The sequence below is a fragment of the Saccharothrix sp. genome (genome assembly GCF_031180885.1).
Taxonomy (GTDB): Bacteria; Actinomycetota; Actinomycetes; order Mycobacteriales; family Pseudonocardiaceae; genus Actinosynnema.
In genome coordinates, this window is record NZ_JAPSLK010000048.1 from 17,289 (window position 1) to 34,088 (window position 16,800).

Below are 16,800 nucleotides of genomic sequence, written 5' to 3' on the forward strand. Positions count from 1 at the left end.
GGTCAGACCAGCCACCGACCGTCGACCATCAGGTCGCGACCGGCCATCTCGTTGACCTCGCGCCAGGCTTGGACGAGGTGCGGCCGGACCCGGAAGTAGGGGAAGTCGCGCTGCTCGCGGGGGTCGAAGCCGGTCTTCGCGGCGAACGCGTCGGCGACCTCGGTGTCCACCTCGACCACTTCGGCGGTGCCTTCGACCAGCACCACGTCCCGGGTGGGACCGATGGTGAGGCGGACCCGCCCGACGGCCCGGAGGTTCCGGGCCGTCGGGTTGCCGGCTGCCGTGGAGAGCAGCAGGGTCTCGCCGTCCCACAGGTACGACAGCGGGACCAGGTGCGGGGTGCCGGCCGGGTCGGCGGTGGCGACCCACGCGTCCACGTCGTTCTCCAGCCGGTGGAGCGTGTCCGCGCGGCGTTGCCGCGGGGACCTGGGCGGAGCGACGGCGGTCATGCCACGGCTCGGGTGAGCAGGGCGGCGATGCGGGACTCGTCGGCGCGGGTCAGCTTGGTCAGGGCGAAGGACGCGGGCCACATCGAGCCGTCGTCCAGGGTGGCGGCGTCGGTGAAGCCGAGGGTGGCGTAGCGGGACTTGAACTTGCCGGCGTTCTGGAAGAAGCAGACGACCTTGCCGTCCCGGGCGTAGGCGGGCATCCCGTAGTACAGCTTCGGGGTCAGGGCGGGGGCGTTGGCCTTGACCAGGGCGTGGACGCGTTCGGCCAGCACCCGGTCCGCCTCGGGCATCGCGGCGATCTTGGCCAGCACGTCGGCCTCGGCGTCGGCGGCGGTGGCGCGGGAGCCGCGGCGGGCGGTCTTCTTCATGTCGCGGGCGTGCTCCTGCATCGCGGCGCGCTCTTCGGCGGTGAAGGTGGTGTTCGACATGGCGGTTTCTCCTGTGTGAAGTAGAAGGGGGTCAGCGGTCCTGGAGGATGCCGAGCACGTTGCCGTCGGGGTCGGTGAACGTGGCGACCAGGCGACCGCCGCCGACGTCGCTCACCGGGTCCTTCACGGTCGCCCCGGCGGCGGTGACCTCGGCGAGCTTCGCCTCGATGTCGGCGACGTGCCAGTAGGCCACCGGCGAGGTCATGCCCTGCGGGCCGCCGCCCGGGACCAGCCCGATGTGCTGGCCGTCCACGTCGAACCCGACGTAGTAGGCCTCGTCGACCTGCGGCGCGGCGCCCAGCAGGGCGGTGTAGACGGCCTTGGCGGCGGCCAGGTCGGAGACGGGGTGCAGGACGGTGCGGACGCTCACGATCACTCCTCGTAGGTGGTGTCTGTCTGGCCGGTGATGGCCACACGAGAACCTTCTCCCGGATCGCCGCCGCGGACATCCGTGGTGACCACGGAGACCACCACGGAGATGGGGCAGGATGTCCTCCGTGGTGGCTCAAGCAGGGATTTCGACCCGGGAGGCGGAGGTGCTGGCCCTGCTCGGGGAGCACCTGAGCAACGCGGAGATCGGCGCGCGCCTGTTCATCTCGGTCCGCACGGTGGAGACCCACGTGTCCTCCCTGTTGCGCAAGCTCGGCGCGCCGGACCGGCGCGGGCTGGCCCGGGTGGCCGTCGAGTGGGGCCGGGTCGCGCGGGGCGGTCGGGTCGCGCCGGCGTTGCCGTCGCCGGTGACCTCGTTCGTCGGCCGGGCGCGGGAGCGTGCGTTGCTGGCCGAGGCGGTCATCTCGCAGCGGCAGGTCAGCGCGGTCGGTCCGGGCGGGGTGGGCAAGACGCGGCTCGCGCTGGCGGTCGCTGCGGACACGGCCGGGGAGTTCGCGGACGGGGTGTGGTTCGCCGATCTGGTCCCGGTGACCGACCCGAGGATGGTCGGGGCGGCGGTCGCGGCGGCGGTCGGCGTCGGCGAGCAGCCGGGGCGCAGCCTGGACGACTCGGTGATCGCCACCCTGGCCGACCGGCGGGCGCTGCTCGTGCTGGACAACTGCGAGCACGTGCGTGACGGGGTGGCCCCGTTCCTGGAGCGGATGCTCGGGTCGTGCCCGAAGGTGACCGTGCTGGCGACCAGCCGTGCGCGGCTGATGGTGCCGTTCGAACGGGTCCAGCCGATCCCACCGCTGTCGCTGAGCGGTGACGACGAGTCCGACGCGGTCGCGCTGTTCCTGGAGCGCGCGGCGGCGGTGGGGTGGCCGGTGCCGCCGGAGCAGCGCGGCCGTGCGGCGGAGATCTGTCGGGGCTTGGACGGGGTGGCCCTGGCCATCGAACTGGCCGCTGCCCGGTTGCCCACGCTGGGTCTGGACGGGCTGACTGACACGTTGTCCGACCAGTTGCGGCTGCTCAGCGGTGGTGCGCGGGCTGATGACCGGCACCAGTCGGTGCGGGCGATGCTGGAGTGGAGCCACGCCCTGCTGGACCCTGACGACCGGACGTTGCTGCGGCGGATCTCGGTGTTCGTGGCGCCGTTCACGGCGGGTGCGGCCGGGCTGGTGGCCGGGTTCGCGCCGCTGGAGGTTGCGGCGGTGACCGATGGGCTGGCTCGGCTGACCGAGCACAGCTTGCTGTCCGTGGTCCCGTCGGCGAGCGGGACGAGGTATCGCACGCTGGAGACGATTCGCCAGTTCGGCGCGGAGCAGTTGGCGGTGACGGGCGAAGTCGACGAGGTCCGGTCGCGGCACTTGGCGTGGTGCTCGACGACCGCGGCCGACCTGGCAGCCGACACCACCGCGGACAGTTCGGCGGGCTCTGCGGCGGGTGTCGGGGCGTGGCGGGCGCGGTTCGATGCTGTGGCTGACGACCTGCGTGCTGCGCTGGGTTGGGCCGCCGGCGAACCCGCGCATCGTGCTGAGGCACACGAGCTGGCGTTGTCGCTGGCCGCCTCGGCGTTCCGCCGGACCCTGCTCGGTGAGGCCCAGCAGCGCTACGAGCAGGCGGCGGGATTGGCCGACGACCCGGCCCCGGCACTGCGTCAAGCGGCCTCCGTGGCCGGGTGCCGGGTGCGGGGCGAGGACATGTACCGGTTGCTGCGCGCCGCCGCGACCGCCGCCCGAAGCTCCGGCGACACCGCCGGCGCGGCCCACGACCTGGCCACCGCCGCCGTCACCACCTACCGGTTCGCCCGCGCGTTCACCCACCCGCCGCAGGACGAGGCGCCCGTGCTGCTCGCCGAGGCCCGTGAACTGGCCGGTTCCGACCCCGCCGCATCAGCCGCCATCGCCCTCGCGGAGTGCGGTGTCCTGGGCGCGGGATCGGCCCTGCCGGAGGCGATGACCCGAGCCGAACGTGCGGTAGAACTCGCCCGCGAGACCGGAGACCCCTTGGCCGAGAGTGCCGCGCTGGACGCGCTCACGGCAACGCTGTGCTGGGCCGGCGACACCGTCACCACCGCCGCCACGACTCGTCGGCGCGTCGAACTCCTCGCCACCGTCCCGACCACCCCCGCCGGCGCCCTGGAACGGGTCAACGCGCTGGCCGAGGCCGCCGAGACCTGCGTGGGCGTGGGCGACCTGGCCGGGGCGCGGCGCTGGGGCCGGCAACTCCGCGACCTGCCGCTGCTGGCCGAACGGGGTGACTTCGCCACCTCCCGCCTGCTGGTGGCCGACGCCCTGGTGGGTGACGCCGAGGCCGTGCTCGACGGCAGCACCCGCTTCCTCGACGCGTGGGAACGCGCCGGACGTCCGCACGCGCCGGACCTGGCCACGGCGGCGGCCGCGGTGGCGATGGTCCACGGACTGCGCGGGGACGACGAGTCGCGGGCGAGGTGGCAGGCCGTCGGCGCGGAACTCGGGGTCAGCGCGCAGGACAGCGCCGGCTACCGGGCGGTGTTCGACACCGTCGTGCTGCTGCACCAAGGCCGCGCGGCCGAGGCGGCGGAGCGGACGGCGGCCGACCCGGGCGAGTTCGACGAGCAGGTCTTGTGGGTGTGGCGCGACTGGTACCTGGCCTTGCGTGCCGAAGCGGCGGCACTGACCGGTGGCGGCGATGCTCGCGCCCTGGTCGCTGCCGCGCGCCCGATCGTGGCCGGGAACCCGGTCGCCACGGCCTTCCTGGACCGCGCGGAGGCCCTGATGGACGGCGACGAACCCCGGCTGCTCGCCACCGCCGAGGCCTTCCGCGCCGCCGGTAGCCCTTACCAGGCGGCGCGAACCCTCGTCCTGCTCGGCGGCGACCACACGGCGGCGGGCGTCCGGGCCATGACCGCACTGGCCTTCGCGCCGCCCGCGAACGGGCGGTGACCGGCGCCGCTTTTCGCCGCGCTCCGCGCGGCGGGCCGGCTATCAGCCACGGCGGGGCTTCGGTTCCCCACCGTATGGCCTGCCCGAAGGGCGACCAAAGCGCGGTTGGCTTTGCCAGGCCATGCGGTGGGGGAACCGACGCCCTTCCTCCCCCATCGGTGGACTGCCCGCACGGCAAGGCGGACGGGCTGGTCGGCGAGGCGGGCGCCGGTTGGTTCCGCTGGTCAGCGGAGGCCGGTGAGTTTGTCCGGGTTGACCTGGGCGGACGTTCTGGGTGAGGCCGTCGACCAGGTCGAAGGTCAGCGCGCCGATGGGCGTCGACCCGACCGAGCACAGCATGCCGGCTCCCCGTTGATCGTCGTCGGCTCCAGCACCACGCCCGCCGACTGCGGCTTCCGGTACGCGCGGGCCTTGTCGCCCATCATCGCGCCGGGCTCGGTCCCGCTGATCAGCGTGACGTGCAGGTCATGCCGGGCTTCCGCGACCTCGGTGGCCGCTTCGATCCCGGTGAGGCCCCGCCGCGGATGGTGACCGTGTCGCCGGAGGTGAGTTCAGTCAGCCGGGTGTGGAAGCGGCGGACACCGGTGCGCTTGGTGCGGCCAGGCGGATGGCGGCGAACATGCGGGTGTAGCCGGCACCCAGGACGACGACGTGGTGGTTCTGCATGGCTCGTCACCTCTCGTTGCTCACGTCACCGGACCTCGATGACGCCGATGTGACAAGCGGCCGGGCCCGGACGTGACACCTTCTGATGTGACCCGAGACACAGTCCGTAGGGCGGCCAGTCGGGTGGCGGCGACGGCGAGACCGCCGAGGGTCGTCGTCGCGAGCAACACCATGAAGGTCGGGTACAGGTAGGGAACCTGGAGCCACGCGACGTCCCGGCCCCGGTAGAGGAAGCCGACGACGCGGTGGATGGTGAGCAGGAGCAGGAGTGGGGTTAGGAGGGGGAGTAGGCGGGCGATCGGGTGGGAGCGGGTGGTGGCCCAGCGGCGGGCGCGGGTGATGCCGCGGATCGCTGCGGCGAGGACGAGCAGTGTGAGGGCGAGGAGTACGGCGTCCACGGCGAACAGGTCGGTGATCGGGGACGGTTGCCGGCCTTCGAGGAGGGCGATGATGCGGGCGCCCAAGGCTTGGGCGTCGCCGTGGAGCATGCCCGTGTTCGCCATGACCGCGATTCCGTAGCGGGACGCGGGCAGGAGGGCTTGGTAGGCGGTGGAGGTGAACAGGTCGCCGCCGTGGTCGAGGAGGGGTGCGCCGTTCGGGGTGGTTCCGGTGAACCAGCCGAGGGCGTAGTCCTTGGACGCGGGCGACGGGGTGTGGGTGGTGGCGATGGTTTCGGGGGTGGCGATCGTCCCTTGTGGACCCTTGCCCTGGTTGTTCTGGGCGATGAGCCACGCCGCCATGTCGTGGGCGGAGCTGAGGACGCCGCCGGAGCCGTTGCCGAAGGCCGGTGGTTCGGGTAGGGCGAGGGGGATGCCGAGGACCTTCAGGTGGCCTCGGCCGGTCGGCGGGAGGTCGCGCTCGGTGTCGGCGGTGCGGCTGTCGGCCATGCCGAGCGGGCGAAAGACGTTGGCCTGCAAGTACTCCTGGAACGAGCGGCCGTCGACGACCTCGACCAGGCGGGCGGCGACCTGGAAGTTCGGGTTGTGGTACTCCCACTTCGTGCCGGGGTCGGCCGCGAGGGTGGCGTCCCGCATGGACTCGACCGCCTCCCGCAGCGTGTGCACGGTCGGGCCGCTGAACGAGCGGAACGTGGTGTCCGACATGCCCGAGGTCTGGTCGAGCAGGCTGCGCACGGTGATCCGGTCGGCGCGCGGGTCGGCCATGGCGAACTCGGGCAGGTGCGTCCGGACCGGGTCGTCGAGGCGGATCTTCCCGCGCTCCACCAGTTGCATGACGGCCAGCGCGGTGAACGACTTGCTCACCGACGCGACCGGCATGACGGTGTGCTCGGAAATGGCTTCACCGCCGGGGGTGTGGCCATAGCCGGCCGCGTGCACGACCTGGTCGCCACGGGTGACGGCCACCGCCGCGCCGGGCAGGTCGGCTTCCTCCTGGTACTGCCTGACGACCGCGTCGATGGCGGTGTCTACCGGGGTGGTGGGGGCGGTGAGGGTGGCGGTCGACACGGCTAGTGCGGTGATGATCGTCGAGAACACGTGTCGATTTTTGGGCGGGATGGCCGGGTTCGGCATCAGACTGTGGTCTGAGGTTCGGTCGCGATGTTCCGCATACGGTGTCGGGCATGAGGTTGGGGCACAAGGGCTGGGTGGCGGTCGACGCGGTGGCGGAGGAGCGGCTGCTCATCGCCCGGGACGTCCACGGCGTGGTCGGGGACAACCTCAGCCTGATCGCGATGCGCGCCGCCGTCGCCAACCACCTCCGCTACGAGGCTGGGCTAGCTGACGTCTGAGGCGATGTTTCGTGCTGCGTCCGAGACCCCTTGACGTCCGTGCCGACCGCGGCTGCGGAGAGGAGGGTTGCGGTGGCGAGGGTGCCCCACAACGCGGTCGGGGCGTGGGGGGCCAGGGCGGTGATCGCGGCCGGGGAGACGGCTAGGCCGAAGCCGGTGGAGAGTTCGAAGCGGGGCAGGGTGCGGCCCAGGGCACCCGGGGGGGCGAGGTGGGTGACCAGGGCGGTGGCGCTGCCGGCGTAGACGATTTCGCCGAGCGTGCACACCACGGACACCACGGCGACGGCCGGGGCGGCCCAGCCGGCGGCCAGTGCGGTGGCAGCCAGGAAGCCCAGGTAGGACGCGGTGAGGACGACGCCGGCCAGGACCAGGGCGGTGCGGCGGGAGAAGCGGGACATCAGGACGGTGATCGGGACCTGGAGGCTGACCACCAGGACCGTGGCAGCCGGTAATCCAGTACCCGGTGGCGGAGCGGGCGGAACCGGTGTCGCTGGACACCGTCACCCGCCGACTGGAAGCACTCGCCCACCCCCTGCGCCTGCGCTTGCCGCGCACCCTGGCCCGCGGCCCCCACACCACCGGCGAACTCGCCCACACGTGGGAACTCTCGCCTCCCGAGGTCTCCCGCCACCTGGCCGTCCTGCGCCGCGCCGGCCTCCTCACGTCCCGCCGCGAGGGCCGCCACGTCCGCTACACCCTCAACCTCCCGGACCTCACGACCCTGGGCACCGACCTCCTGGCCGCCGTCCTCCGCTGAAGCCGTCAGGCGCCGTACAGGCTGAACGCCGCCCAGTGGTAGGTCTGGGCGTGGGGGCGGGCCGTGCGGGGTTGTAGGAGGAGTTCGGGGGCGTCGCCGAGCACGGCGAGCTTTTCCTCCACGGTGTTGTCGCGGACCTTGCGTTGGGCGTCGCGCAGGGCGTCGGCGAAGGGTTGGCCGGCGTGGATTCCCCGGTACAGGTGGACGACCAGTTCGGCGGTCGCCGCCTGCGGGACTGACCACAGTGTGCCGATCACCGCGGGAACGCCGGTTTGGAGCAGGGCGGCCGGGAAGGCCAGGGTTTCGTCCGGTAGCTGCTCGCCGATCCGCGCCGTTTCGCACGCGGACAGGACTGCCAGGCGGGCCTTGGTGGTGCGGTGTGTCAGCAGGTCGCCGATGGTGAGTTCGGTGTCGGCGGCCAGCAGTAGGGCGCTGCGCAACGGGTCTTGGGCGTCGGCGTAGGCGTGGCACGACCAGTGGGTGAAAGCGTGGTGCAGCAACGCGTTCATCCCCGCTTCCCGGGTCGCCTCGGTGCCGCGCAACGTGATCGCGCCCGGTGTTGCGGCCAGTGCGGCCTGGCATTCCAGGCTTGAGTACGGCAGGGGAGAGGCGCTGACGGGCAGCGGTTCGTCTACGGCGCAGGCGGTTCGGTCGGTGCGGGTGGTTGCGGTTCGGGTTGCGGTGTGGAGGGTTTCCGCGTTGGGGGTGTAGGTCAGCAGGAGGTGGTCCAGGGCGTAGCGCCGGCCTGTTGGGGTGTCAGGGTCGGGGGTCCACGCCGCGTGGAGGGGGAGCAGGCCGAGCAAACCCGTGGGGACCAAGACGGCGTGGGAGACGTCGGTGAGGTGGTCGAGGATCGGGGACATCACGGCGTGCCACAGCCAGCGGGTGCACTCGTCCAAGGCCGACCGGGGATCGGTGGCCAAGCGGCGGACGTACGGGGTCAGGGCGGCGTCGGTCAGGTCGCGCAGGGGGACCGGCACGATGTCCTCGGGCGAGCGCACGACCAGTGCCAGACCACCGGACGGGGTGTGGGCCAGGTACACCAAAGGCTGGGTCAGGGCACCGAACAGGGTGTCCAGGGCCGGTGTGGTGAGGAAGTCGGCCAGGCCGGGCAGGGCGCGGATCCGGGCGATCACGTCGGCCAGTTCGTCCTGCTTGCGCCGCGCGGTGGCCAGGCTCCGGAACGCCGGGGTGACCGCGGTGCGGCGGCCGATCTCCAGCTTTTCGTTGTCCCGCAACCACTGGCGCAACTCGGTGAACTCACGGACCAAGTCTTCGTCGGTCGCCGCGCGGGTCAGGTCGGCGGTGTCCAGTCGGAGCGCGGCGGAGATCTGCACCGCCCGACCCCGTTCCAGCACCTCCGCGGCCTCCGCCGGACTGCCCGCCGCCACGAACGCGAGTGCCGCGCGGGCCGCGACACCCGTGGTGCGCCGCAGTTCCGCCTCGGTGTGGGCGCGCAGCAACTGGCCGCCGCTGGTCGCCCAACTGCCCGCCAACAGCCGCCGGTACATCGCCGCGGCCTCGGGCCAGTCCCGCTCCCGCTCCGCCACCTCGGCCAGCAGCGCGGCGGACCGGCGACCCAATTCCGTCGACCACGTCAGGCCCGCCGTCCGGTCGTCGAGGCACTGCCGCAGCAGGGACCGGGCCTCGTCGACCTCGTCCAGCGCCAGCAGGGTGACGGCGAGGTTGAACCGCGCCGGCTCCGCCTCGACACCCCGCAGGAACTCCACCGACCGGCGCAGGTCGTCGCGGTCACCCTCGGCGACACCCCGGGTCGACAACGCCAAGCCCATGCCGATGCGCACCGCCGGGTCGTCGGGGCGCAACGCGAGCGCTTCGTCCAGCACCTCCACGCACCGGTCGAGGTCCGCCGGGCTGTCGCGCACGACGGCCAGGTCGAACAGCGCGTGCGCGAACGACACGCGGTGGTGCACGTGGTCGGGATGGTCGTCGTGGCGCACGGTCTCGCCCAGCAACAGCGCCGCCCGCCCGAGGTCGGCCACCGCGCCACCGGCCTCGTAGCGCTGGACCAGCGTGTCGCCGAGGTTCGCGGTGAGCCCCACGTCGTCGGGCAGGCAGGCGAGCGCGTCCTCCAGGTCGGCGACCGCCGCGTCGAGGTCCGCGATCGCCCCGGTGCGGCCGAACCGCATCCGCCACACGTACGCGCGGTCGTTGAGCAGACCGGCCCGCACCTCGCCGCCGGGACGCGTGCGCGCCACCGCGAACGCCAGCGACTCCAGCACGCCGTCCAGGTCCCCAGCGCCCCGTTCGGAAAGCTCCCTGACCGCGCGCCGGGCCGGTTCGGCGACCATCACGTCGTGCGACGCCATGGCTTCCTCGCCGGCGAACGCCTCGAACGCGCCCGGCGGGACGACGAGAGCGTCCCCGGTCCCGAAGTGCTCGCGCGCCCGGCGCTCGGCGTAGGCCACGCTCAGGTTGAGGGTCGCGGCCTCCACCCCGATCTCGCGGCACTCCCGCAGCAGCCGGATCCGGCTCTGGACCAGGAACTCGTACTCCCCGGCCGGCTCCAACTGCTCGGCCTGCTCGGCCAGCAGCCGCGTCGCGAGCGGGGACAGCAGGGCGGGGTGGTCGAGGACGAGGGTGCGGGCGTCCGGGGCGGTCTGGGCGTCCAGCAGCGCGTCGAGGACGTCGGCCAGGTATTCGAGGCGGCGACCGCGGGTGTCCTCGACGAGGTCGACGGCGGCGGCCAGCCGGTCCTCGTCCGCGTGCGCCACGACCCGGACCGGGCCGGGGTCGTCGAGCCCGAACACGTCCACGTACTCGACCGCGCGGTGCCGGGCCTGCGCCTCGGTAGGGGCGGTGACGACGAAGCCCGCCGCCACCGAGCGCACGACGTCCTCCGCCGCCTCCGCCGGGTCCTGGCCGTCCTCGACCGCCTCGGCGTAGTCGGCCAGCACCCACAGGCCCAGTTCGAGCGCGTCCCGGACCTCCGGCGGCTGGTCGAAACCGAGCATGGCTTCCAGGAACTGCCGCGCGTCCGAGCCGCCCAGTTCGGGACGGGTGGTCAGCAGGTCGAGGCGTTCGGCCAGCGGGGTCTCCGGGGAGCAGAAGTCGCCGACCACGTCGAGCAGCGCTTCCAGGCCCTCCCGGTCGGTGACGCTCTCCAGCTCCTGCCAGGCGGCGGGGGTGGCGAGCATGCGTTGGGCGAACTCGGCCTGGGCCAGTCCCAGCGGCACACCGGAGCGGATCACGGTGTGGACGAGGTGGCGGCGGCTGTCCATCAGACGGGCGTCGTGCGGGTTGTCGGCGGCGCGCGCCCACTCGGCGTACTGCTCTTCGACGGTCGTCGTGGCCAGGCCGGGGTGGGCTTCCAGCACTTCGCGGAGTCGTTCGGTGCTGTTGGCGGTGATCAGCGCGTCGTGGGCCAGGTCGGCGCCTTCTTCGTGGAGGTAGCTCTCGAACGCGGTCCCGATCCCGTGGCGCCGTGCGGCGATCAGGACCAGTCGGCGGTAGCGCTCCAGCGGTGTCGCCGGTTCCGGGCCGGTGGGGGCGGTGAGCAGCGCCGGGTAGGCCTCCAGCAGTTGCCGGGCGCGGCGGGGTGAGCGCAGGGTGCGGAACCGCGCCATCGCCTCGGTGACGTCGAGGCTGTCGACCTGCGTGTAGGTCACTCCAGTATCTCGACCTCACCGTCCACGTTGTTACCGTTCGCCCGGCAGCGGACCACTGTGGTGCCCTTGGGGTTGTCCTTCGTGTCGTCCACGGCCTTGCGCGCGAACTCGTGCGCCTGCGCCAGCAGCCGGCCCAGGTCGCCTTCGTCCAACGCCCCGACCGGCGCTTCCAGCTCCACGACGACCTGGTCGACCCCGTACACCGTGCGCAACACGACCCGGGCGTCCGGCGCGGCCGCCTTGTGCCTGCGCAGCCGGGAGAACAACCGACCCAGGGCCGGGGAAACCTTGTCCCACACCGTGTTCGCCGACCGTGCCACTGCCCAGCTGCCCAGTTCGGTGCCGATGAACACCGACACCACCAGCGCGACGGTCAGCACCCCACCGCTCTTGTCCGCTTCCCGCTGGTCCACGGCGTACCGGCCGGCGGCCCCGAACGGCGCCAGGTCCGCGTCGAACGGGTCCGACTGGGTCGACACCCCCAACTCGGCGACCGCCGCGTAGAAGCCTTCGGCGAACTCCCGGGCCGCATCCGGGTCGAGGCCGGAACCACCCGACAACCGCACGGCCACCTGCGCACCCAAGTCCGCCATCGGCGGGCCACCTCCCGATCGTCGCCGCGATCACCTTAAAGCGCCGAAGGCCCCACATGCCGACTCCACGCCGAACCTCGTGCTCAGAGGTCGACCGGGTCGGGGGAGAAGTCGTCCCGCAGCCGGGCGATCCTGCCGTCCCGCACGCGGAAGATCTGCACCAGCGACATGGTCACCGCGACCCCGTCCACCAGCAGGACCGGGTCGATCTCGGCGATGAACACCTCCGGATCAGTGGTGTCGTGCAGCACGAAACCCGACTTCTCCGCGTCGACCACCGCCGGATCTCGCCCCACAGACGTAGTTCCCAAACAGCCACTAACTTAAGTATTAACCTGTTCGGCGGGATCGCCTCGACTTTGGTTGCCCTGCCGCTGCGTGATTTCCGCGTGTCGGGCTTGCGGTCTCTCCCAATGAATGCGCAGGTCAGCGGTGGGATCGCGGGCAAGGTGGAGTGGGTGGGCGGCCAGGATCAGCCAGTTCACCGGTCGCCCTGCTCGAGTCCGCGCAGCTTCGGGCCATTTATCGGAGAATGCGCTACTCGGCACTGTCCGTGACCACTTGCGGTGCCACTTGGTAATGTGCCGGTAACGGCAAATGCCAATGGGTGGGGGCTACCAATGGGTATTCTGCAGTTCTACCAGCGCGTGCAGGACGATTTCGAGCGCGTGCTCACGGCCGTACCGGACGATGCGTGGTCACGGCCGTCGATGTGTCCGGGGTGGACGGCGCGGGACATCGCCGGCCACATCGTCTGGGGCCTGAGGCAGACGCGGCACATCGCGCTCGGCACGGAGTTCGAGTACGAGACCGGTGCGCCGGGGTCCACCGGTCCGCGGCGCAGGTTGGTGACGACCCGGTCGGCAGTTGGCGGCGCGCCAGGGCCGAGGTGCTCGACGCGCTGACCCCGGACGCGATGCCGCGCACGATCGACTGGGGGCCGTTCGGCGTGATCGCGCTGCCGGAATTCCTGGAGATCCAGGTGAACGACCTGTTGGTGCACGCATGGGACCTCGGCCAACCACTCGGGCTGGACCGCGAGCTCATGCGCTGGTCGTGGGACTGGGTGCGGGAGCGGCCGGAACTGCCGCCCGGCCCGATCGGCCTCGGGCCGGCGCTGGAGCCACCCGCCGGCGCCGACGAGCAGGACCGCTACCTCGCGTACCTGGGCCGCGCGGCGTAGCACGGACGCGCGACGGCGTCTCCCATCGGTCGGTGGGAGGCGCTTGGCGCTCGTCGGAAGCGGATCACCGCGCGGAAGCGGACGTGTTGTCGCGCAACGCTTCGACATCGGACTCCATGCAACGAGATGCCCTGCACGGGGGACGGGGATCTCCACGATGCCGGCTCGCGCAGTTCGCGCTGCCGGTCGTCGACCACCGCCGGCCGCACGGGTTACAAGCCGTCCTCGACCACCTTGTAGTAGCGCAGGGGTGCGTAGCCGGCGGCGGTGCCGGCCGTCCACTTCCGCTCCACCGGGGGATGGCCGTCGGGGCCGGTCTGCTCGCGCACGACCGGTTCGGTCCTGGCCTCGTCCGCCCAGCGCACGAAGATCGCCGCGTGGTTGCTGTTGACTAGGGCGTCGCCCGGGCGCAGGTCGGCGTGGGCGACCTCGGTGGCGACCTCGCGGAGGGTGACCGTGGTGCGGGAGTGGGTCAGGCCCCAGGCCATCGAGACGTAGCCGGAGCAGTCGGTGCGGTAGTCGCCGAAAGCGTTGCTGTGGCAGGCGTTCTGGTTGTACGGGACCTGTTCGTCCAACCAGGACTGCGACCTGGTCTGCGTCTCGCCGCGCGTGGTCGACCGGTCTTCCGGCGTGGTGCCGCAGCTGATCGTGCCGCTGGGTCCGCCGGCCGCCAGTGCGACGGGTGCGTGGAACGCCGCCGTGCAGGCCAGCGCGGTGACCAGGGTGCGCGTGTTCATCACAAAACCCCTCGGTGTGGTGTGCCACGGGCGTGGCCCGTGGACCGGACTGGGGAGGGGTTCCCGCGAACTGTCGGGTCGGTGTCTAAACCACCCACCTGAGCGGACCACGGTGCGTAGTGCGCCGTGGGGAGTCCGCGTCAGCGCACCGGGGTGGACCAGCGGGGGTCCTCGTGGCGGGCCCAGTAGCGGTTGCGGAGGTGCTGGGTTTGCGGGCCGGGGTGGCCGGAGTTCACCGGGGTGCCGTTGACGGTCGTCACCGGCATGATGCCGCCGGCGGTGGACGTCACCATGACCTCGGAGGCGCGCAGCAGTGCCTCCTCGGCGAGGTGGCCTTCCTCCAGCGGGATGCCGTCCTCGGCCAGGATTTCGATGACCGTCTGACGGGTGACCCCCTTGAGGACACCGTGCGCGGGAGTGATCCAGCGGTCGTCCACGTACGCGAAGACGTTGTAGCCCGCGCCTTCGGTGATGCCGCCGGACATGTCCCGCAGCACGACCAGTTGCGCGTCGTGGTCGTAGGCCTCGAACTGGGCCATCTGGATGTCGAGCCAGTGGTAGTTCTTGACGGCCGGGTCGACGCTCTCCGGAGCGATCCGGGGCCGTCCGCTGATCCACAGGGACGCACCCAGTTCTTGCTGCTCAAGCGTGTTGATCCACACGAACGGGACCGCGTACGCGTAGAAGCCGTTGCGGGCGGTGCGGATGTCTCGGCTGCCCGGGATCGCGGTGCGGCCACGGGTGCAGGTCATCGACACGTACGCGTCCTGGAGGCCGGCGCGGCGCACGCACCCGTGGAGGACGTCCTCGATCTGCGCGCGGTCCAGTCCGGGGTCGAGGCGCAGCGCTTTCATGCTCGCCTCGAACCGGTCGAGGTGGTCGTCCAGGCGGAAGAACCTGCCGCGCCAGACGTGCACGACGTCGTACGTGCTGTCGCCCTTGGTGACAGCCATGTCCAGCACGGGGATGCGGGCTTCCTCGACCGGGCAGTACCGCCCGTCGACGAAGGCGACGCCCGAGGGGTTCATCGCCCTTCCTTCACGGGTAGGAGGCGGAATCGAGGAGCCGGGACAGGAAGAACATCGTCCACAGGGCGCCGATGACGATCGCGGTGATGGAGATGGCGCGGTCGTTGGGGCGCTTGGGGTTGGCCAGGCCGGCCAGACCGAGCACCAGGCCGACCGGGCCGCACCAGCACAGGATGGAGAACACCAGCGCCACGATCGGCAGGGCGGAGACGGATTTCTGGGGTGGCGGCGGTGGTTGCCACGGTGGCGGCTGCCAGGGCGGCGGCTGCTGCCAGTGCGTGGCCGGCGGGTCCTCCCAGCGCGGCTGGGTGGTGTCCCAGCGCGGTGGGGCGTCGTCCCAGCGGTGCGGCTCGTCGTCCCATGTCGGCGGGTCGTCCTGCCGGCGGGGCGGGGCGACGCCGGTGGTGACTTCCTCGCTCTCCCACAGGGACGAGGGCGGGTCGTCCGGCGCGTCGAGGTCGGGCTCTTCGCGGTCCCACTCGCTGACCGGGTCGTCGGCGCGGCGCGCCTTCGCGCGGTCGTACTCCGCGCGGCGCTGCGGGTCCAGCAGCACGGCCTTGGCGATGTGCAGCAGTTTCGTCTCGTACTCGCTGCCGCCGGGGCGGTCCGGGTGCACGAGTTGGACCTGCTGCCGATGCGCGGCGACGATCTCGGCGCGGGTCGCGGTCGGGGGGATGCCGAGCAGTTCGTACGGGTCGTGGCCGTCGAGGTCGCGCAGGGAGGGACCGGTCATCGGGTGTTCCCCAGCACCTCGGCCCGCCAGCAGGTGAGTTCCCACGAGCGGGGGCCGGTGTCCTCGCGGTAGCCGTGGCCGGTGCCGTGGGCGAACGTGACGAAGCGCCGGTCGGCCAGGTAGCACCAGACCTGCAGCGTCGCCCCGCCCATGGAGCGGCTGGAGCCGGTGCGGAAGTAGTAGAAGTCGTGCCACAGCTCGCCGCGGTCCTCCAGGAACGGTTCCTGGAGCAGTTGCTGGGCGCGGGCCGGGAGGTTGCCCAGGAAGCCGGTCATGCCGGTGTCGAGGCGCCTGGCCAGCGGGCCGGTCGGCGTGCCGGGGCCGCTGCCGGGGCCGACCCGCTCGGGTGCCCGGGCGGCGGGCCTGGCGGGCGCCGCGGCGGCGTTCACCGTGGCCCGGCGGAACGTCGACTCGTCCAGCTTGAGGGCCCGGATCTCGTGCGCGGGGTTGCCGGACGCGTTGACCGTGGGTTCGACCGTGACGAACGCCTGCGTGCCCAGGACGACGGCGGCGTTGCGGCCGCTGTAGTCGGTCGCCCACCACTCGACGACCTGGCCGATGCGCGCGTTCACCCGCTCCTGGATCTTGGGGCCGAGCCGCTCCCAGACCTCTTCGCGGGTGCCGACGGACTCGGTGAAGTTCAGGTTCCCCGCCGCGTGCACCGTGCCGCCGGACTCGGCGGACCGGGCCGGCAGCCGCCGACCGGGCCGGTCCGGCGTCGCGGGGCGTTCGGGGCGCATGGGTAAGCGGTCGTCCACCACCGGGGTCCTCCAACGGTATTTCATGATCAGCGGCTCATCGTAGTGCGATGGTCATGGGCCCACACCCGCCCTTGACGGACCACGCGCCGTGCAGCTTCCCACAGGGTTTCCACATGGTCGGCCCGTCACGGTGAACGCGTTGTTCCGCAACCAGCAAGGGGGATGTGGTGAAGACGTTCTTCCGGAAACTGGCCCTGACCGCCACGGCGGTCGTCGGGGCGGGGGCCATGCTCGCGGCGCCGGCGTGGGCGGGTGAACCGGCGGCGCCCGCCGGGGAGCCCTCGATCGAGGAGACCATGCTCGAGGAGCACACCCTGACCGAGGCCGAGATCGCGGCGGCGCCCAAGTTCCAGGCCCCGTTCAAGTGCGGCCAGAAGTGGAAGGGCACGACCTACAACGGCCACTGGCCGAACACGCACAGCCGCGACTTCTGGCGCGTCGGCGGCAAGACCGAGGGCCAGCCGGTGCTGGCCGCGGCCGCCGGCAAGGTGATCGAGGCCAAGTACGGCAGCCGGCAGGGCTGGGGCGTCTCCATGGACATGGGCGGCGGCTACAAGACCTACTACTTCCACCTGACGAGCAAGCCCAAGGTCAAGAACGGCCAGAAGGTCAAGCAGGGCCAGCTGCTGGGCTACGTCGGGGACACCGGCCAGGCCAAGGGCAACCCGCACCTGCACTACACCGTCACCAAGGGCGGCAAGGGCGTCAAGCCGTACTTCAACGGCAAGGCCCACAACCCCGGTGACGTGATCGTCAGCAAGAACGCCTGCTGACCGGGGGAGGAACCGGC

General features: G+C 72.0%; 18 protein-coding genes. 6 read left to right on the forward strand and 12 right to left on the reverse strand.

The features are described from left to right. Nucleotides 1–2 precede the first annotated feature (2 nt). The 3 genes from RIN75_RS34060 to RIN75_RS34070 are packed head-to-tail and all read right to left on the reverse strand — an operon-like array spanning nucleotide 3 to nucleotide 1,247. Complete coding sequence (locus tag RIN75_RS34060) at nucleotides 3–449, reverse strand: pyridoxamine 5'-phosphate oxidase family protein (RefSeq protein WP_309116195.1); 447 nt, start codon at nucleotides 447–449, stop codon at nucleotides 3–5. Next, on the reverse strand, nucleotides 446–877 hold the full coding sequence (locus RIN75_RS34065) for a DUF1801 domain-containing protein (RefSeq protein WP_309116196.1): 432 nt from the start codon (nucleotides 875–877) through the stop codon (nucleotides 446–448). The genes RIN75_RS34060 and RIN75_RS34065 overlap by 4 nt, the downstream gene beginning before the upstream one ends. 31 nt (nucleotides 878–908) lie before the next feature. Further along, nucleotides 909–1,247 (reverse strand): VOC family protein, encoded by a 339-nt coding sequence (locus RIN75_RS34070; RefSeq protein ID WP_309116197.1) that lies wholly within the window; start codon nucleotides 1,245–1,247, stop codon nucleotides 909–911. A gap of 118 nt (nucleotides 1,248–1,365) precedes the next feature. Between RIN75_RS34070 and RIN75_RS34075 the strand changes: the two genes are divergently transcribed. Further along, complete coding sequence (locus RIN75_RS34075; RefSeq protein ID WP_309116198.1) at nucleotides 1,366–4,173, forward strand: LuxR C-terminal-related transcriptional regulator; 2,808 nt, start codon at nucleotides 1,366–1,368, stop codon at nucleotides 4,171–4,173. A 686-nt stretch (nucleotides 4,174–4,859) separates the two neighbouring features. On the opposite strand, the gene RIN75_RS34080 is transcribed toward RIN75_RS34075, so the two are convergent. Next, nucleotides 4,860–6,335: a serine hydrolase domain-containing protein gene (locus RIN75_RS34080; protein ID WP_309116199.1), complete on the reverse strand. Its 1,476-nt coding sequence runs from the start codon at nucleotides 6,333–6,335 to the stop codon at nucleotides 4,860–4,862. 86 nt (nucleotides 6,336–6,421) lie between these two features. On the opposite strand from RIN75_RS34080, the gene RIN75_RS34085 reads away from it, so the two are divergent. Beyond that, nucleotides 6,422–6,589, forward strand: coding sequence for a hypothetical protein (locus tag RIN75_RS34085; protein WP_309116200.1), 168 nt, complete (start codon nucleotides 6,422–6,424; stop codon nucleotides 6,587–6,589). Here RIN75_RS34085 and RIN75_RS34090 read toward each other — a convergent pair. Beyond that, on the reverse strand, nucleotides 6,562–7,020 hold the full coding sequence (locus RIN75_RS34090) for a hypothetical protein (RefSeq protein ID WP_309116201.1): 459 nt from the start codon (nucleotides 7,018–7,020) through the stop codon (nucleotides 6,562–6,564). The two genes, RIN75_RS34085 and RIN75_RS34090, sit on opposite strands and share 28 nt — an antisense overlap. A 32-nt stretch (nucleotides 7,021–7,052) precedes the next feature. Between RIN75_RS34090 and RIN75_RS34095 the strand changes: the two genes are divergently transcribed. Next, a complete protein-coding gene (locus tag RIN75_RS34095; protein WP_309116202.1) occupies nucleotides 7,053–7,346 on the forward strand; it encodes a metalloregulator ArsR/SmtB family transcription factor in 294 nt (97 codons plus the stop codon). Between the two features lie 5 nt (nucleotides 7,347–7,351). Here RIN75_RS34095 and RIN75_RS34100 read toward each other — a convergent pair whose 3' ends face one another. The 3 genes from RIN75_RS34100 to RIN75_RS34110 all read right to left on the reverse strand — a co-directional run bounded on the left by RIN75_RS34100 (nucleotide 7,352) and on the right by RIN75_RS34110 (nucleotide 11,864). After that, complete coding sequence (locus tag RIN75_RS34100) at nucleotides 7,352–10,975, reverse strand: CHAT domain-containing protein (protein WP_309116203.1); 3,624 nt, start codon at nucleotides 10,973–10,975, stop codon at nucleotides 7,352–7,354. Continuing rightward, entirely contained in the window at nucleotides 10,972–11,568 is a 597-nt protein-coding gene (locus RIN75_RS34105; RefSeq protein ID WP_309116204.1) for a hypothetical protein, read from the reverse strand. Before RIN75_RS34105 ends, RIN75_RS34100 begins: the two co-directional genes overlap by 4 nt. Nucleotides 11,569–11,651: 83 nt before the next feature. Further along, nucleotides 11,652–11,864 (reverse strand): hypothetical protein, encoded by a 213-nt coding sequence (locus RIN75_RS34110; protein WP_309116205.1) that lies wholly within the window; start codon nucleotides 11,862–11,864, stop codon nucleotides 11,652–11,654. 324 nt (nucleotides 11,865–12,188) lie between these two features. On the opposite strand from RIN75_RS34110, the gene RIN75_RS44270 reads away from it, so the two are divergent. Beyond that, on the forward strand, nucleotides 12,189–12,473 hold the full coding sequence (locus RIN75_RS44270) for a maleylpyruvate isomerase N-terminal domain-containing protein (RefSeq protein ID WP_375296057.1): 285 nt from the start codon (nucleotides 12,189–12,191) through the stop codon (nucleotides 12,471–12,473). Then, nucleotides 12,458–12,751, forward strand: a complete 294-nt coding sequence (locus tag RIN75_RS34115) for a hypothetical protein (RefSeq protein WP_309116206.1) — start codon at nucleotides 12,458–12,460, stop codon at nucleotides 12,749–12,751. Before RIN75_RS44270 ends, RIN75_RS34115 begins: the two co-directional genes overlap by 16 nt. Before the next feature lie 212 nt (nucleotides 12,752–12,963). On the opposite strand, the gene RIN75_RS34120 is transcribed toward RIN75_RS34115, so the two are convergent. The 4 genes from RIN75_RS34120 to RIN75_RS34135 all read right to left on the reverse strand — a co-directional run bounded on the left by RIN75_RS34120 (nucleotide 12,964) and on the right by RIN75_RS34135 (nucleotide 16,007). Continuing rightward, the gene (locus tag RIN75_RS34120; RefSeq protein ID WP_309116207.1) at nucleotides 12,964–13,488 is read right to left on the reverse strand and encodes a hypothetical protein; all 525 of its coding nucleotides are present in this window, start codon (nucleotides 13,486–13,488) and stop codon (nucleotides 12,964–12,966) included. 140 nt (nucleotides 13,489–13,628) lie between these two features. Beyond that, nucleotides 13,629–14,516, reverse strand: coding sequence for an aminotransferase class IV (locus tag RIN75_RS34125; RefSeq protein ID WP_309116208.1), 888 nt, complete (start codon nucleotides 14,514–14,516; stop codon nucleotides 13,629–13,631). A 10-nt stretch (nucleotides 14,517–14,526) separates the two neighbouring features. Continuing rightward, entirely contained in the window at nucleotides 14,527–15,249 is a 723-nt protein-coding gene (locus RIN75_RS34130) for a J domain-containing protein (protein ID WP_309116209.1), read from the reverse strand. After that, a complete protein-coding gene (locus tag RIN75_RS34135; RefSeq protein WP_309116210.1) occupies nucleotides 15,246–16,007 on the reverse strand; it encodes a hypothetical protein in 762 nt (253 codons plus the stop codon). The genes RIN75_RS34130 and RIN75_RS34135 overlap by 4 nt, the downstream gene beginning before the upstream one ends. 170 nt (nucleotides 16,008–16,177) lie before the next feature. On the opposite strand from RIN75_RS34135, the gene RIN75_RS34140 reads away from it, so the two are divergent. Then, nucleotides 16,178–16,783, forward strand: a complete 606-nt coding sequence (locus RIN75_RS34140; protein WP_309116211.1) for a M23 family metallopeptidase — start codon at nucleotides 16,178–16,180, stop codon at nucleotides 16,781–16,783. Nucleotides 16,784–16,800 lie beyond the last annotated feature (17 nt).

Excerpts from the sequence above, each read along its gene's own strand:
- RIN75_RS34060 (WP_309116195.1), bottom strand. The coding sequence starts at position 449 with ATGACCGCCGTCGCTCCGCCCAGGTCCCCGCGGCAACGCCGCGCGGAC.
- RIN75_RS34065 (WP_309116196.1), bottom strand. The coding sequence starts at position 877 with ATGTCGAACACCACCTTCACCGCCGAAGAGCGCGCCGCGATGCAGGAG.
- RIN75_RS34075 (WP_309116198.1), top strand. The coding sequence starts at position 1,366 with ATGTCCTCCGTGGTGGCTCAAGCAGGGATTTCGACCCGGGAGGCGGAG.
- RIN75_RS34085 (WP_309116200.1), top strand. The coding sequence starts at position 6,422 with ATGAGGTTGGGGCACAAGGGCTGGGTGGCGGTCGACGCGGTGGCGGAG.
- RIN75_RS34105 (WP_309116204.1), bottom strand. The coding sequence starts at position 11,568 with ATGGCGGACTTGGGTGCGCAGGTGGCCGTGCGGTTGTCGGGTGGTTCC.
- RIN75_RS44270 (WP_375296057.1), top strand. The coding sequence starts at position 12,189 with ATGGGTATTCTGCAGTTCTACCAGCGCGTGCAGGACGATTTCGAGCGC.
- RIN75_RS34120 (WP_309116207.1), bottom strand. The coding sequence starts at position 13,488 with ATGAACACGCGCACCCTGGTCACCGCGCTGGCCTGCACGGCGGCGTTC.
- RIN75_RS34125 (WP_309116208.1), bottom strand. The coding sequence starts at position 14,516 with ATGAACCCCTCGGGCGTCGCCTTCGTCGACGGGCGGTACTGCCCGGTC.
- RIN75_RS34130 (WP_309116209.1), bottom strand. The coding sequence starts at position 15,249 with ATGACCGGTCCCTCCCTGCGCGACCTCGACGGCCACGACCCGTACGAA.